The sequence below is a fragment of the Sporosarcina sp. NCCP-2716 genome, from assembly GCF_023707985.1.
Classification (GTDB): Bacteria; Bacillota; Bacilli; order Bacillales_A; family Planococcaceae; genus Sporosarcina.
Genome location: NZ_BRCF01000001.1, coordinates 593,931 through 609,229, shown reverse-complemented (window position 1 = coordinate 609,229; position 15,299 = coordinate 593,931). Strand labels below are relative to the sequence as shown.

Sequence of the window (15,299 nt, the reverse complement as noted above, 5' to 3'; positions counted from 1 at the left end):
GCCGCCTGGCCGGGATCGATCAGATTCCGGTCTCCTGCAAACCGACGTATTCCGTGATCTCCTGCATGCCCGTCAGTGTTTCCGACAGGATGGCCGGGTCGACCAGGGTGATGACCCGGTCTTCCAGATTGGCGACCGACGAGAAGTACGGAGTCCGCGAGTACGCCATAAGTCCTTGTGTTGTCAGCTTATCCGACGGAATGTCCAGGATCTCCTTCGCCTCCAGCACCAGCAGACCGAAGAAGAAGCCTTCCGTCTGAACGACAACGACCTTCGCCTCTGGATCATCTTTTGCAGATGTGCCGTACAGGATCTGCTGGAAATCGAGGATCGGCACGAGTTCGCCGCGGATCTTCATCAGCCCGAGCAAGTAGTCCGGCAGATGGGGGATCGGATTGACTTTCTCCAGCTGTTCGATGGAGACGGTCTGTTCGACGGGGATTGCATACTCTTCGTTGCCGCACCGGACGACGATTGCTTTGAAATCAGCCATGACCGTTGTCCTTCCTTCCGCGCGCAGCGACAGTGCGGACGATTTCAAGAAGCAGATCCGCCAGTTTGTTCAGCTCTTCGACAGGCATCCGCTCTTCTTTTGTATGGATCCCTTCGTAACCGACAGACAGGGTGACCGTCGGGAAACCATGGCCATTGAAAATATTGCCGTCACTTCCGCCCCCGCTCGTCAGCAATTCAGGTGTGCGTCCGACAGCACGGATCGCTTCGGAAGCCACCTGCACCACTTCGTCGTCTTCACTGAAGCGGAACCCGGGTGAATTGAGTTTAACATCGGTTTCAGCGCGTCCCCCCATCTCTTCCGCTGTCTCTTGGAAGGCTTGGACCATATGTTCTGTCTGTGCCTGCAATTTCGCGTAGTCGATGGAACGGGCTTCCGACAGAATGTGGACTTCATCACAGATGATGTTCGTCGCCTGGCCGCCTGAGAACTGGCCGATGTTGGCCGTCGTTTCCGAGTCGATGCGGCCGAGCTTCATTTTCGCGACCGATTTCGCGGCGATCGTGATTGCTGAGACACCTTTTTCAGGTTCCACACCGGCATGGGCGGTGCGTCCGTAGATGACCGTCTTCAGTTTCGCATTATATGGCGCGGCTGTGACGATCCCCCCGACTTTTCCGTCACTGTCGACAGCATAGCCATACTTCGCGACCATCAAATCACGGTCGATCTCGCGTGCGCCGACAAGTCCGCTTTCTTCTCCGGCTGTGATAACATACTGGATATCACCGTGCGCTTCCCCGCTCTCTTTCAGCGTACGCATCATTTCGAACAGCGCGGCAAGTCCCGCCTTGTCGTCGGATCCGAGGATCGTATCGCCAGCTGAATAGACGTAGCCGTCTTCTTTCAGCACTGGTTGTATGCCAAGCCCGGGCGTAACAGTGTCCATGTGTGAAGTGAAATAGATCGGATCGGCGTCCGTCAGCGTCCCTTTCATCGTCGCTACGAGGTTCCCTGCCCCGTGGCCTGTCCGTTCCTTCGATGTATCCTCGACGACACTGAATCCCATGTCCTCCAGTTTTTTCTTCAGGACGACGGAAATCTCTTCTTCGTGCCCGCTCTCCGAGTCGATTTTCACCAATTCGTAAAATTCTTCCAGCATCCGTACGTAGTTCATATGACCCCTCCTTATAATGGCATATTGCCGTGTTTCTTTTTCGGCCGCTGTTCCTGCTTGTTGCGCATCATATCGAGCGCCTGCACCAATTTCACACGGGTCTCCCGCGGATCGATGACATCATCGACCATCCCATTCGCTGCAGCGGCATACGGGTTGGAGAATTTCTCGCGGTATTCGGCGATTTTCGCCGCGCGGGTCGCCTCCGGATCTTCGCTGCCTGCGATGTCGCGCGCAAAGATGATGTTGGCCGCCCCTTCCGCGCCCATTACCGCAATCTCCGCATTCGGCCAGGCGAAGACGAGGTCCGCTCCGATCGCCTTCGAGTTCAGTGCGACGTATGCACCGCCGAACGCTTTCCGCAGGATGACCGTGATTTTAGGGACAGTCGCCTCCGAATACGAATAGAGGATCTTTGCGCCGTGACGGATGATCCCGCCGTGTTCCTGTTTCACACCAGGGAAGAATCCAGTGACATCCTCGAATGTGATGATCGGTATATTGAACGAATCACACGTGCGGATGAATCTCGATATTTTATCCGACGAATCGATGTCGAGCCCGCCTGCCATCACTTTCGGCTGGTTGCAGACGAAACCGACCGATTCGCCTTTAATGCGCGCGAAGCCGACGACGGCATTGCGGGCAAATTCTTTCTGGACTTCCATGAATGATCCTTCATCCGCAATCTGATCGATCACTTTGCGAACGTCATATGGACGGATCGTTTCGTACGGCACGACATCTGCGAGATCCGGACGGTAATCATCCTGCTCGGCGTATTCCGCAGCCGGAGTCTTTTCGGTGTTATTCTGCGGCAGGTACGTCAGCAGGCGTCGGACGTCTTCCAGCACTTCCTGTTCCGTCGCTCCGCGGAAATGCGCGTTGCCGCTGATCGAGTTATGCACTTTCGCACCGCCGAGGTCTTCGGATGAAATCTTCTCGCCCGTCACCGTCTCGATGACTTTCGGCCCAGTGATGAACATCTGGCTCGTCTCGTCCGTCATGAAGACAAAGTCGGTGATAGCGGGTGAATAGACCGCACCGCCTGCACATGGCCCTAAAATGACGGAAATCTGCGGGATGACACCTGAGTAGATCGAGTTGCGGTAGAAGATCTCGCCATAGCCGTCGAGCGATACGACGCCTTCCTGGATCCGGGCTCCTCCCGAATCGTTCAGCCCGATGAACGGAGCGCCGTTCTTCGCGGCGAGATCCATTACATTGGCGATCTTCATCGCATGCATTTCGCCGAGCGCACCGCCGAAGACGGTGAAGTCCTGGGAAAACAAGTAGATCGGCCGGCCGTGGACTTTCCCGTAACCCGTCACAACTCCATCTCCCGGTCCTTCCATCGCGTGCATGCCGAAGTCCTGGGTTCGGTGGACGACGAACGGGTTCAGTTCGACGAACGATCCTTCGTCCACGAGCAGGTCGATACGCTCCCGTGCTGTCAGTTTCCCTTTTTCGTGCTGCCGGGCAATCCGGTCATCGCCGCCGCCCAGTTCGATCTTCCGCTTCCTGTCATACAGTTCGTTGATCTTTTCGTAGATATCCATCTCATTCATCCCCCCGTGTCCGTTTTGCACATAATTCGACGAGCACGCCGAATGAGGATTTCGGATGCAGGAACGCGACATCCGCCCCTCCCGCTCCCCGCTTCGGCTCTTCCTGCAGGAGTGTGACTCCGTTTTCGCGCAGATCGGCCATCCTCTGCCGGATATCGCTCACTCCGAATGCGATATGGTGGACGCCTTCTCCGCGTTTGCTGATGAACTTCGAGACGGCCCCTTCCGTTCCGATCGGCTCGAGCAGTTCGAGCTTAATGTTGCCGGCATCGAGGAAGGCGACGGTGACGTGCTGTTCCGGCACTTCTTCGGTACCGAGCAGTTTCAGGCCAAGTGTATGTATGTAATAGTCCATCGATTCCTGCAAGTCCTTCACGGCAATTCCGATATGGTCCACTTTTTCCATGAGAGCACCCCTTTTGTAGTGTAAAGATCCGTAAAATCATGCGCTCCCCTGTTGAGAATTCTGCGGATTCTGTTAAACTGGAGATATCAAACCAATATAAGGGGTTATCGCGCATGAGCAATAAGAAAGTCCAGAAGATCGTCGTCTATGTCATGATCGCTACGATGATTCTTTCAACTGTCGTCATCGGGATCAGCACACTATTCTAATACGGACCGGGAAAGCGCAGGCCGGCATCAGGAAATCTGATGCCGGCCTGCTTTTTTCAGGTCAAAGCTCTTCACAGTGCTGGTCGAACTGTTCCTGCAGGTTCGTCACGACCGACATCGGGTCATGACCTTCAATTTCGTGGCGCCCCACTTCCGCAACCAGTTCGCCGTCTTTCATGAGGACGAATGATGGTGAGGAAGGAAGGTGATAGTCCCCGAAATGCATTCTTGCCTGTGCTGTCGCCTCTTTGTCCTGGCCAGCAAATACAGTGACCAGGTGATCCGGCCGTTTGTCGGAATGGATGGCATGCAATGCTGCCGGCCGTGCGATACCGCCTGCGCAGCCGCATACGGAGTTCACCATGACGAGTGTCGTCCCCGGGCGTTTGAATGCCGCTTCGACCTCGTCCGCTGTTTTCAGCTGCTCATATCCGCCCGCTTCCATTTCGCTGCGTGCCTGTCCTGTTATATCGTCCATGTAGAAATTGAAGTCCATTGTCATGATCTTTGTCCCCCTTGGTGCATGATACTTCTATCATACCAGTTTACGAGGCTGATGAAAACAGTTCAGCTATCCCGGACATCGTCTCCTGCCGTCTCCCCTTCTGCATCGAACAACTGGCTGACCGCCTGTGAAACGGTCATATCATCCCCCAGCAGCCGGGCTTCGAGTGAAGCGACCTGTTCTTTCCTCCCGGGAAGGCCGTAGAACGAATCGACGAGCCTGTCGCGGATCATCGCATGGAACCAGCTCTTCGTCTGTTCCTGCCGGCGCTTCCCCCAATAACCTGAAGCTTCCCCTGTCCTTTTGAAATCCCCGACCATCGACCACGTCTCTCTGAGTCCGGTCAGCTCGATGGATGAGACCGCGAGTGCCTGTGTCGTCCATCCGGGCGTTGCCGGCTGCAGGAAGTGGGCGAGCTGACGGTATTCCCGAACGGTCTTTTTCGCCAGGCGTTCGTTGCTGCCGTCCGCTTTGTGGACGATGATCCCGTCCGCCAGTTCCATGATCCCTTTCTTCATGCCCTGGAGTTCGTCCCCTGCGCCGGTCAGCGCAAGCATCAGGAAAAAGTCCGTCATATCCCGCACAGCCGTCTCCGACTGACCGACGCCTACTGTTTCAACAAGGATCACCCCGTAGCCGGCAGCTTCGCACAGCAGCATCGTCTCACGCGTCTTGCGGTGGACCCCGCCGAGTGTACCAGCAGAAGGCGATGGCCGGATGAACGCATTCGGCTCCCGTGCGAGCAGTTCCATGCGCGTCTTATCGCCGAGGATGCTGCCGCCCGTCACTGTTGAACTCGGATCGACCGCAAGTACGGCGACACGATGGCCCGACGCTGTCAGCATCCGGCCGAACGCTTCGATGAACGTGCTCTTCCCCGCACCCGGGACGCCGGTGATTCCGATTCGGATGCTGTTCCCGCTGTTCGGCAGCAGCTCCTGCAGCAGCTTCTGACCCGCCAAGAGATCCCGCTCGGCGGTACTCTCGACGAGTGTGATCCCTTTGGCGAGACTGAGCCGGTCGCCAGCAGCAATTTTGCCGGCAAGTCCATGGATATCCGCGGATCGTTCCTTCTTTTTGAACACCCGCCGTTTCGAACGATGCAGCCCGTCATGGGATGAAGTGATGCCGCGTGCGACATTCAGCGCCGTCTCCGTTTTCCGGTCATCGTCCTGCCTGCTCACTCGATCACTTCCTCGTAGCCGAGCTGACGGTAGATCTCCTCGATCACTTTCTGTGCGGCGACCGGAATGACTGTTCCCGGTCCGAAGATCGCTGCAGCGCCATTCTCCCGGAGGAACGCGTAATCCTGCGCAGGGATGACTCCGCCGACGATGACAAGGATGTCAGGTCTGCCGATCTTCGCAAGCTCACTGCGTAACGCCGGCACGAGTGTTTTGTGTCCCGCGGCGAGCGAACTGACGCCGATGACATGGACGTCGTTTTCAGCTGCCTGCAGCGCCGTCTCTTCCGGTGTCTGGAACAGCGGACCGATATCGACGTCGAAACCGAGATCGGCGAATGAGGATGCAATAACTTTTGCGCCTCTGTCATGACCGTCCTGCCCCATCTTCGCGACGAGGATTCGCGGCCGGCGTCCTTCGTTTTCCAGGAACTCATCGGTCATCTGCTTCACTTCTTCGATCTCTTCCGCGTTCGAGAAGTTCCCGCTGTACACACCGCTGACGGAACGGATGACCGCTTTGTGCCGTCCGGAGACAGCTTCGATGGCATCGGAGATCTCGCCGATCGTTGCACGGGCACGCGCTGCATCGACAGCAAGCGCCAGCAGATTGCCGGTGCCGGTTTCGGCTGCTTCCGTGATGGCCGCGAGTGCCTCTTTCACGGCTTCCGGGTCGCGTGCAGCTTTCATGCTGCGGATCCGTTCGATCTGCTTCTCGCGCACCAGCGTGTTGTCGATGTCGAGAATGTCGATCGGTTCCTCCTGATCGAGCCGGTATTTGTTGACACCAACGATCGTCTCGGCTTTCGAATCGATCTTCGCCTGACGTTTCGCGGCCGCCTCTTCGATCTTCATCTTCGGCAGGCCTGTTTCGATCGCTTTCGCCATGCCGCCCAGATCCTCGATCTCTTCGATGAGCGTCCAGGCTTTCTCGATCAATTCTTGGGTGAGCGTTTCGACGTAGTACGAGCCGCCCCATGGGTCGATCGTTTTCGTCATCATCGTCTCTTCCTGCAGGAACAGCTGCGTGTTCCGGGCGATCCTCGCCGAGAAATCCGTCGGCAGCGCGATGGCTTCATCAAGAGCATTCGTGTGCAGGGACTGTGTATGGCCCATTGCCGCCGCGTTCGCTTCGATCAATGTGCGGGTGACATTGTTGAATGGATCCTGCTCCGTCAGACTCCAGCCTGATGTCTGGGAATGCGTGCGGAGGGCCAGCGACTTCGGATTTTCCGGCTGGAACGTCTGCATCATCTTCGCCCAAATGACGCGGGCGGCGCGCATTTTAGCGATTTCCATGAAGTAGTTCATGCCCACTGCCCAGAAGAAGGACAGCCGCGGGGCGAACGAATCGATGCCGATTCCCGCTCTGAGACCGGTCCGGACGTATTCCAGGCCGTCCGCCAGTGTATAGGCGAGCTCAATGTCCGCCGTCGCTCCCGCTTCCTGCATATGGTAGCCGGAAATCGAAATCGAGTTGAATTTCGGCATCCGTTCGGACGTGTAGCCGAATATGTCAGCGATGATGCGCATCGACATCTCCGGCGGGAAGATGTACGTGTTCCTCACCATATATTCCTTCAAAATATCATTCTGGATCGTCCCTGCCAGCTCTTCCGGCGGGACGCCCTGTTCTTCCGCCGCGACGATATAGAAAGCCATCACCGGCAGTACAGCGCCGTTCATCGTCATAGAGACGGACATCTTGTCGAGGGGGATGCCGTCGAACAGGATTTTCATGTCTTCCACCGAATCGATTGCGACACCCGCCTTCCCGACGTCTCCTGTCACCCGCGGATGATCCGAATCGTAACCCCTGTGTGTCGCGAGGTCGAACGCAACGGACAGGCCCTTCTGTCCCATCGCCAGGTTCCGCCGGTAAAACGCATTGCTTTCTTCAGCGGTCGAGAAGCCTGCATATTGGCGTACGGTCCATGGTCGTGAGACGTACATCGTCGGGTATGGCCCTCTCGTATTCGGGGCGATTCCCGGCATGCCGCCAAGATGTTCTGCGGAAGCCGTGTCGGTTTCCGTATAGACGGAACGGATCTGTATCCCTTCGTTCGTTGTGACAGGCTCATTACAGGCAGATGCCGGACGGCTGTCCTGCCGGAGTGCGGCCTCTATATCGACATTGCTGAAATCAGACGTGTTCATCGCTGCTGCCTCCTTTGCTGAAGCTGACGATCTCTGTAAGTTTAGCGATCCGGTCCTGTCCTGCATAGATGGATCCATTCAATCCGAGTTTGTCCCATTCCTCTGCAAGAGCATCATCGACCCGGCCTGCGATGTCGACCTTCACTGCGGCAGGTTTCGCTTTAAGCAAATCCCCAGCCACTTGCTCCAGTTTGTCAGGAGCTGCGCAGAGGATCGCATAATCGGGCTGCTCAGCCGACAGCCATGCTGCCGCCTTTCCGCCCGATCCGAATTCCGGACTGATACGGGGTTTCAAACCGCCTGCAGCGAGGAACCCTGCTGCAAAGTCAGCACGGGCTTTGTAGGAAGCCTGCGTGCCGAAGACGACGAGCACACAGTCCGTAGCGTGTTCAGCTGCGGTCTTCCGAAGTACTTCAAAAGGCGCAGCAGGCCGGTTCGGAAAAGTGTCACCTGAAAGGTCCGGTGCAGCGGACGAATCGGGATCTGCATAGACGTTTGTCCCGACAAGCCGCAATTCCCCAGTTGCCGCCTCCTGCTTCCGCTGTGCTGCCTGCTGTTCGAGCTGCCCGGATGCAAGGAACGCCGCCGTGCCGCCGGATTTCTGCATATCCAGGAAGCGCCTCCAGGCAAGACGGATAAGCTGATCGGTCACCAGTTCGACGAAATACGAACCGCCGGCAGGATCAGCTGTCAGCGCGGCGTTCGTTTCTTCCCGGATGATGAGCTGCATGTTGCGTGCATAGCGTACGGATTGCTGGGTGGCGCCGGTCAGCCCATTGTAAGGAGTGACCGACAGCCAGTCGGCACCGCCGAGTACTGCCGAGAAGGCGCTGTTTCCGGCCCGCAGCAGGTTGACGTGCGGATCGATCTTCGAAAAGGACCGCATCGATGTGATTGCGCTGATTGGAACGGAAGACGGTTCGCTGAAGCCATATGCACTGCAGAACAGTTTCCAGAGTGAACGGAAGGCACGGAACTTTGCAATCTCCATGAAGAAATGGGTATCTGCCGCAAAACGGAAAAAGACCCTATCGGCAAATTGTTCGAAGTCCTCAGTCTTTTCAGCGCGTTCCGCCGCCGCTGTGAGCGCGAATGCCAATTCTGTGACGCTGTCGGCGCCTTCCATATGGACCGGTACAGTATCGATGCCGATACGGCGCAGGCTGCTGAATCCTTCCGGCAGCTCGGCTGATCCGGCGTCACAAAGCCCCTTCACCTGCATCCTCTTCTCCTGTTCGATCCGGTTGAAGACTTCAAGGATCCGGTCCTCCCCTTTAAGATTAAACCAGGCAATCGGTGTTTCCGCAATAAGCCCGGCAAGGTCATCGAGTGAACCGCTGTCCCAGTCGATAGGCTGCCCGCCGTCATAGAAGACCGCTTCGTTCCCTTTGGCCAGCCCATCCTTCACAGCTTCCAGCCAGTCCCTGCCAATCCGCCCTTCAGAACCTTGAGCGATCGTCCAGTCAGTATGCTGCGGGCGGACTGGGCTTTTGACGGGACGCTCTGTATACAGCAGATCGAGCTGGATTCCTTCCGGCGTATCCGTTCGAAGTGTCTCGAGCGGCCTGCCTTTCAGCGAATGGACAGCCGCCTGCTTCCATTCCTCCAAAGAGGGCCTGCTGAATGCCTGTTCTTTCATCGTATGTATATCGGAATTGGTCATGTGATTCCCTCCCTGATAACTGTCTGCTCTCATTGTACCTGAATACCGGCAGGATGGAAAAAACCCCCGCGTCCAATCTGCCGCTGGCCGTGGGGGTTGTATTCCTGCTTAGTAGATGGAAGTCGTCTCGGGTGAAACCGATTCGAGGATCTCCTTGACACGTGCCAGGAAGTTTCCGGCAACCAGCCCGTCGAGCACACGATGATCGAGTGACAGACACAGGTTGACCATGTCCCGGACTGCGATCATGCCGTTGTCCATGACGACTGGACGCTTGACGATCGATTCGACTTGAAGGATCGCCGCCTGCGGGTGGTTGATGATGCCCATCGACTGGACTGAGCCGAAGGAGCCGGTATTGTTGACAGTGAACGTTCCGCCCTGCATTTCAGCTGAAGTCAGCTTGCCTGAACGGACTTTCCCTGCCAGTTCCGTGATCTCCCGGCCGATTCCTTTGATCGTCTTTTCGTCCGCCTGGCGGATGACCGGTACGTACAGGGCATCTTCCGTTGCAACGGCGATCGAGATGTTGATGTCTTTTTTCTGGACGATCTTATCTCCCGCCCACATCGAATTCATCATCGGGAATTCTTTCAGTGCCTGGGATACCGCTTTGACGAAGAAGGCAAAGTATGTCAAGTTGAATCCTTCTTTTTTCTTGAAGTCCGCTTTCAGCGAATCCCGGTATTGGACGAGCTGAGTCACGTCGACTTCGACCATCGTCCATGCGTGCGGCGCTTCGTGTACCGATTTCAGCATGTTGTTCGCGATGGCGCGGCGGACGCCGGTGACCGGGATTTCGATGTCTCCGGCAGCTGTCGGTATGCTCGGTGCAGCAGGTGCTGGAGCAGGCGCAGGTGCAGACGTCGGAGCAGCAGCGGCCTGTGCTGCTGGTTGCTGCTGTGCCGGTGCTTGCGGCTGCGGCTTTTCTCCGCTGTCGATGATCGCCTGGATGTCTTTCCGGGTGATCCGGCCGTCGCGGCCTGAACCGTCGACGAGCGACAGATCGATATCATGGTCTTGCGACAGGCGAAGCACGGCCGGTGAATAACGCCCTGCCGCCTTGCCTTTTTCCTTCTTCAGCGGGTTCTCCGGTTTCTTTGAACCGGCAGCCGGCATTTCGTTCGCCGGCTCTTCTTTTGCAGGCTGTGCAGCAGGCTGTTCGGCCTCACCGCCGCCTTCCGTCTCGATCTTGCAGACGATTTCACCGACTGCTACTGTCTGTCCTTCTTCCACGATGATCTCTTTGATCGTCCCGGTGAAGGAGGACGGCACTTCCGCAGTTACCTTGTCGGTGTTCACTTCAGCAAGGGAGTCGTATTTTTCAACGTGATCCCCCGGCTTCACGAGCCATTTTTCAATCGTTCCTTCGGTGACACTTTCCCCGAGCTGGGGCATTGTAATCGATTCGACTGCCACTCGGTTCCCTCCGTCCTTCTTTAGAATTCAGCCAGTTCGCGTGCTGCTTTTTCAACTTTGTCAGGGTTGACCATGAAGAACTTCTCCATCGTCGGTGCATACGGCATAGCCGGTACATCCGGTCCTGCGAGACGCTGGATCGGCGCGTCGAGGTCGAACAGGCAGTTCTCAGAAATGATTGCTGCGACTTCACTCATGACGCTGCCTTCCTTGTTATCTTCGGTGACAAGAAGGACTTTCCCTGTCTTCTTCGCCGCTTCGATGATGCCTTCCTTGTCGAGCGGATAGATCGTCCGCAGATCGAGGATATGTGCGGAGATCCCGTCTTCGGCCAGCCGTTCTGCAGCCTGCAGGGCGAAATGGACGCATAGTCCGTATGTGATGATCGTAATGTCTTCACCTTCGCGTTTGACATCCGCCTTGCCGATCTCAATGACGTATTCCTCTTCCGGCACTTCGCCTTTGATGAGCCGGTATGCACGCTTGTGTTCGAAGAACAAAACTGGATCCTCATCACGGATCGCCGCTTTCAGGAGTCCTTTCGCGTCATATGGTGTTGAAGGGATGACGATCTTCAAGCCCGGCGTCCCCGCGAACATCGATTCAACAGACTGCGAGTGGTACAAGGCTCCGTGGACGCCCCCGCCGAATGGTGCACGGACGACGAGCGGGCAGGTCCAGTCATTGTTGGACCGGTAGCGGATCTTCGCCGCTTCCGAGACGATCTGGTTCACAGCAGGCATGATGAAATCCGCGAACTGCATTTCAGCGATCGGACGCATGCCGTACATCGCTGCACCTATCGCGACACCTGCGATCGCCGATTCCGCGAGCGGTGCATCGATTGCACGGTATTCGCCGTATTTGTCGTACAGTCCTGTCGTCGCTTTGAACACGCCGCCTTTACGGCCGACGTCTTCACCGATGACGAAGACATTGTCGTCCCGTTCCATCTCTTCAGCCATTGCGCTTGTAATCGCATCAATATATGAAATGACAGCCATCAGTCGTTCCCTCCCTGTTCCGCATAGACGTGACGGAGAGCATATTCCGGCTCAGCATACGGAGCCTGCTCTGCGTAATCCGTCGCTTCGTTCACTTCTTTCATGACCCGGTCTGCAATATCTTTACTGATGTCTTCCGTCAGGACACCGGCCTCTTTCAAATACGCTTCGAACTTCGGCAGCGGGTCAAGTTTCCGCTCTGTTTCGAGCTCTTCCGCGTCTCGGTACAGACGATGGTCGTCGTCGGAGGAGTGGGCCGTCAGACGGTAGCAGACTGCTTCGATCAGGCTCGGTCCGTCTCCGCGGCGCGCCCGGTCAGCTGCTTCCTTCACGGCTGCGTAGACGTCGAGCGGATCGGTTCCGTCCACTGTGACGCCTGGCATGCCGTAGCCTGCAGCCCGGTCAGCGACGTGTTCACATGCCAGCTGTTTCTCATATGGCACTGAGATGGCGTACTTGTTGTTTTCCACCATTACGATGGTCGGCAGTTTGTGGACGCCTGCAAAGTTCATCCCTTCGTGGAAGTCCCCCTGGTTCGAGGATCCTTCCCCGAGTGTCGTGAAGGTGATGAAATCTTCGCCTTTCATCTTGCCGGCAAGTGCGACGCCGACAGCATGAGGCAACTGTGTCGTAACAGGCGAAGAGCCTGTCAGGATGCGGTTTTTACGCTGTCCGAAGTGGCCAGGCATCTGGCGACCGCCCGAGTTCGGATCTTCTGCTTTCGCGAAAGCGGAAAGCATCAGATCTTTCGGTGTCATGCCGAAATGGAGCACGACGCCCATATCCCGGTAATAGGGAGCTATCCAGTCCTTATCTTTGTCGAGTGCGAAAGCCGCGCCGATTTGTGCCGCTTCCTGACCCTGGCAGGAAATGACGAACGGGACTTTCCCCGCACGGTTCAGCAGCCACATCCGTTCATCGATCTTTCTTGCCATCACCATCGTTTCGTACATATGCAGAACGTCTTCGTTTGAGAGCCCCAGCTCTTCATGGCGGTTCGTAGCCATCTTTTCTCCCCCTTTGGTTACATATGGATCGCTTTTCCGTCGACAGCCAGTGCTGCTTCACCGATCACTTCAGAGAGGGATGGGTGAGGATGGACGGTATGCGCAATTTCCCAAGGTGTCGCATCGAGCACCATGGCAAGACCTGCTTCGGAGATCATGTCGGTCACTCCTGCGCCGATCATATGGACGCCGAGTACGTCATCGGTTTTGCTGTCAGCGACGATCTTGACGAAGCCGTCCGCTTTCCCGTTAACGAGTGCTTTTCCGACTGCCTGGAAAGGGAACTTGCCGATTTTCACTTCGAAGCCGCGCTCTTTGGCCTGGCTTTCCGTGATTCCGACGCTTGCCGCTTCCGGACTGGAATAGATACAGCGGGAAATCTTGTCGTAATCCATCGGCTCCGGTGTCTGGTTCGCGATGTGCTCGATCGCCGCGATCCCTTCGTGGGAAGCGACATGAGCGAGCTGAAGCCCGCCGATACAGTCGCCGATTGCATAGATATGACTCTCTTTCGTCTGAAATGTCGGACGGGTCTTGATATAGCCTTTATCGATTTCGATTTCCGTGTTCTCGATGCCGATCCCTTCCGTATTCGCCTGACGGCCGACCGATACGAGCGCTTTTTCAGCGGTGAACGGCTGGACGCCGTCTGCTGTTTCGGCGGAAATCGTCACGCTGTCCGCTGACTTCTCGAGAGTTTCCGGCAGCACTTTCGCACCTGTGACGAAACGGATGCCTTTTTTCTCAAGCAGTTTCTTCATCTCTTTGGAAATGTCTGCGTCTTCCGTCGGCAGGATGCGGTCCGCGTATTCCACGACCGTCACCTCTACGCCGAAGTCATTCAGCATCGAAGCCCATTCGATCCCGATGACGCCGCCGCCGATGATGAGCATCGAAGCCGGCAGCGACTCAAGGTTCAGTGCGCCGTCCGAAGACAGGATCTGCTGTTCATCGAGCTCAAGACCGGGCAGTGTCCGCGGTCGGGAACCTGTTGCCAGGACGAGATTCTTCAGAATGAGCATCTCGTTCTCTTCGCCATTGTTCATCTCCACGGAAATCGTTCCGGGCATCGGTGAGAAGATTGACGGTCCGAGCATTCTGCCGGTCCCTTCGTAGACATCGATCTTGCCTTTTTTCATGAGCCCCTGCACGCCTTTGTACAGCTGGTCGACGATCGATTGTTTACGCTGCTGGACAGCCGAAAAGTCGAGCGAGACGGCTTCTGTGTTCACACCGAAGCTCGCGGCCTTCTCTTTCGTCAGCTGATAGACTTCCGCACTTTTCAGAAGGGCTTTGCTCGGGATGCATCCTTTGTGCAGACACGTACCGCCAAGCTTCCCTTTCTCGACAAGCGCCGTCTTCAGTCCGAGCTGGGCAGATCGGATTGCAGCGACATAGCCGCCGGTCCCCCCGCCGAGAATTACTACATCATACTCTTGAGCCATTGAATACAGCCTCCTGTTCCTTGTTAGGATACGTTTTCGGTTCTTCTTCACCGGTAAGAACACGGATTGCCCCTTCCGCAAGGGCCTGCAATTCGTCTTCCCCCGGGTAGACAGCGACGTCGGCGATCCAGTCGACATACTTCCTGATCTCTCTTGTAAACTCCCTGCCATATGCCAGACCGCCAGTCAGGATGATTGCATCCGCCTTGCCGCGCAGCACTGCCGCTGCACTGCCGATCTCCTTGGCTACCTGGTAGGCCATCGCGTCATACACTTTTTTCGCTTCCGGGTCTCCGGCTGCAATCCGCTTTTCCGTTTCGACTGCATCATTCGTCCCGAGATAACCGGTCATACCGCCTTTGCCGACAAGCATCTCCATCACTTCCTGCCGGTAATATTTACCGGAGAAGCAGATGTCGACCAAGTCCCCTGCCGGAACGGTGCCGGCCCGTTCAGGACTGAACGGGCCGTCTCCGTGGAGGCCGTTGTTGACGTCTATGACACGCCCGCCGTCATGGGCGCCTACAGTGATGCCGCCGCCCATATGGACGACGATCAGTTTGAGCTCATCGTATTTCCGGCCGATATCCGCTGCATAGCGCCGCGCCACAGCCTTCTGATTCAGCGCATGGAAGATCGAATGGCGCTCGAGCAGCCTGAAACCGGACAGCCTAGCGACCGGGGCCAATTCGTCCACGACGACCGGGTCGACGATGAACGCCGGGATACCGTGGGCTTTCGCAATCTCATTCGCCAGAATGCCTCCGAGATTGGAAGCATGCTGTCCGGAAATCCCTTTACGCAAGTCTTCCAGCATCGGCTCATTTACGGAGTAAGTCCCTCCCGAAATCGGTCGCAGCAGACCGCCGCGACCGACAACTGCAGAGAGGGCTGCCGGATCGATGCTGTTCTGTTCCAGTGCATCGACGATCAGCTCTTTGCGGAATCCGTACTGCGCAGTGATGGCAGAAAATTGAGCGAGCTCTTCAGTTGAATGACGGATCGTTTCCTCCATCAGCAGGCGGTCGTCCTGGAAGACGCCGATTTTTGTCGACGTCGAACCGGGGTTGATCGCCAAAATAGTCAGACCTTGAGCAGGCAT

Annotated in this window: 14 protein-coding genes; 1 reads left to right on the top strand and 13 read right to left on the bottom strand. The window is 56.6% G+C overall.

Annotated features, from left to right (window positions below; translation table 11 throughout):
- Positions 1-19: 19 nt before the first annotated feature.
- From NFU03_RS03195 to mce, 4 genes are read right to left on the bottom strand one after another with little or no spacing between them, the layout of a single operon-like run.
- The gene (locus tag NFU03_RS03195; RefSeq protein WP_251636037.1) at positions 20-493 is read right to left on the bottom strand and encodes a chemotaxis protein CheW; all 474 of its coding nucleotides are present in this window, start codon (positions 491-493) and stop codon (positions 20-22) included.
- On the bottom strand, positions 486-1,631 hold the full coding sequence (locus tag NFU03_RS03190) for a M20/M25/M40 family metallo-hydrolase (RefSeq protein ID WP_251636036.1): 1,146 nt from the start codon (positions 1,629-1,631) through the stop codon (positions 486-488). Before NFU03_RS03190 ends, NFU03_RS03195 begins: the two co-directional genes overlap by 8 nt.
- Positions 1,632-1,642: 11 nt before the next feature.
- Entirely contained in the window at positions 1,643-3,190 is a 1,548-nt protein-coding gene (locus NFU03_RS03185) for an acyl-CoA carboxylase subunit beta (protein WP_251636035.1), read from the bottom strand.
- Between the two features lies 1 nt (position 3,191).
- Complete coding sequence (gene mce / locus NFU03_RS03180; protein WP_251636034.1) at positions 3,192-3,605, bottom strand: methylmalonyl-CoA epimerase; 414 nt, start codon at positions 3,603-3,605, stop codon at positions 3,192-3,194.
- A 113-nt stretch (positions 3,606-3,718) separates the two neighbouring features.
- On the opposite strand from mce, the gene prli42 reads away from it, so the two are divergent.
- A complete protein-coding gene (gene prli42, locus NFU03_RS03175; RefSeq protein WP_251636033.1) occupies positions 3,719-3,814 on the top strand; it encodes a stressosome-associated protein Prli42 in 96 nt (31 codons plus the stop codon).
- A 61-nt stretch (positions 3,815-3,875) separates the two neighbouring features.
- Here prli42 and NFU03_RS03170 read toward each other — a convergent pair whose 3' ends face one another.
- The 9 genes from NFU03_RS03170 to buk form a co-directional block, all read right to left on the bottom strand.
- Positions 3,876-4,316, bottom strand: coding sequence for a BrxA/BrxB family bacilliredoxin (locus NFU03_RS03170; RefSeq protein ID WP_251636032.1), 441 nt, complete (start codon positions 4,314-4,316; stop codon positions 3,876-3,878).
- 65 nt (positions 4,317-4,381) lie between these two features.
- Complete coding sequence (gene meaB, locus NFU03_RS03165) at positions 4,382-5,503, bottom strand: methylmalonyl Co-A mutase-associated GTPase MeaB (RefSeq protein ID WP_251636031.1); 1,122 nt, start codon at positions 5,501-5,503, stop codon at positions 4,382-4,384.
- Positions 5,500-7,659: a methylmalonyl-CoA mutase gene (scpA, locus tag NFU03_RS03160; RefSeq protein ID WP_251636030.1), complete on the bottom strand. Its 2,160-nt coding sequence runs from the start codon at positions 7,657-7,659 to the stop codon at positions 5,500-5,502. The genes meaB and scpA overlap by 4 nt, the downstream gene beginning before the upstream one ends.
- The gene (locus NFU03_RS03155) at positions 7,646-9,322 is read right to left on the bottom strand and encodes a methylmalonyl-CoA mutase family protein (protein WP_251636029.1); all 1,677 of its coding nucleotides are present in this window, start codon (positions 9,320-9,322) and stop codon (positions 7,646-7,648) included. The genes scpA and NFU03_RS03155 overlap by 14 nt, the downstream gene beginning before the upstream one ends.
- 108 nt (positions 9,323-9,430) lie before the next feature.
- Positions 9,431-10,741, bottom strand: a complete 1,311-nt coding sequence (locus NFU03_RS03150; protein ID WP_251636028.1) for a dihydrolipoamide acetyltransferase family protein — start codon at positions 10,739-10,741, stop codon at positions 9,431-9,433.
- 20 nt (positions 10,742-10,761) lie between these two features.
- On the bottom strand, positions 10,762-11,745 hold the full coding sequence (locus NFU03_RS03145; RefSeq protein WP_251636027.1) for an alpha-ketoacid dehydrogenase subunit beta: 984 nt from the start codon (positions 11,743-11,745) through the stop codon (positions 10,762-10,764).
- Complete coding sequence (locus tag NFU03_RS03140; protein WP_251636026.1) at positions 11,745-12,752, bottom strand: thiamine pyrophosphate-dependent dehydrogenase E1 component subunit alpha; 1,008 nt, start codon at positions 12,750-12,752, stop codon at positions 11,745-11,747. The genes NFU03_RS03145 and NFU03_RS03140 overlap by 1 nt, the downstream gene beginning before the upstream one ends.
- A 17-nt stretch (positions 12,753-12,769) precedes the next feature.
- On the bottom strand, positions 12,770-14,197 hold the full coding sequence (gene lpdA / locus NFU03_RS03135) for a dihydrolipoyl dehydrogenase (protein WP_251636025.1): 1,428 nt from the start codon (positions 14,195-14,197) through the stop codon (positions 12,770-12,772).
- Positions 14,181-15,299 (bottom strand): butyrate kinase, encoded by a 1,119-nt coding sequence (gene buk, locus NFU03_RS03130; protein WP_251636024.1) that lies wholly within the window; start codon positions 15,297-15,299, stop codon positions 14,181-14,183. The genes lpdA and buk overlap by 17 nt, the downstream gene beginning before the upstream one ends.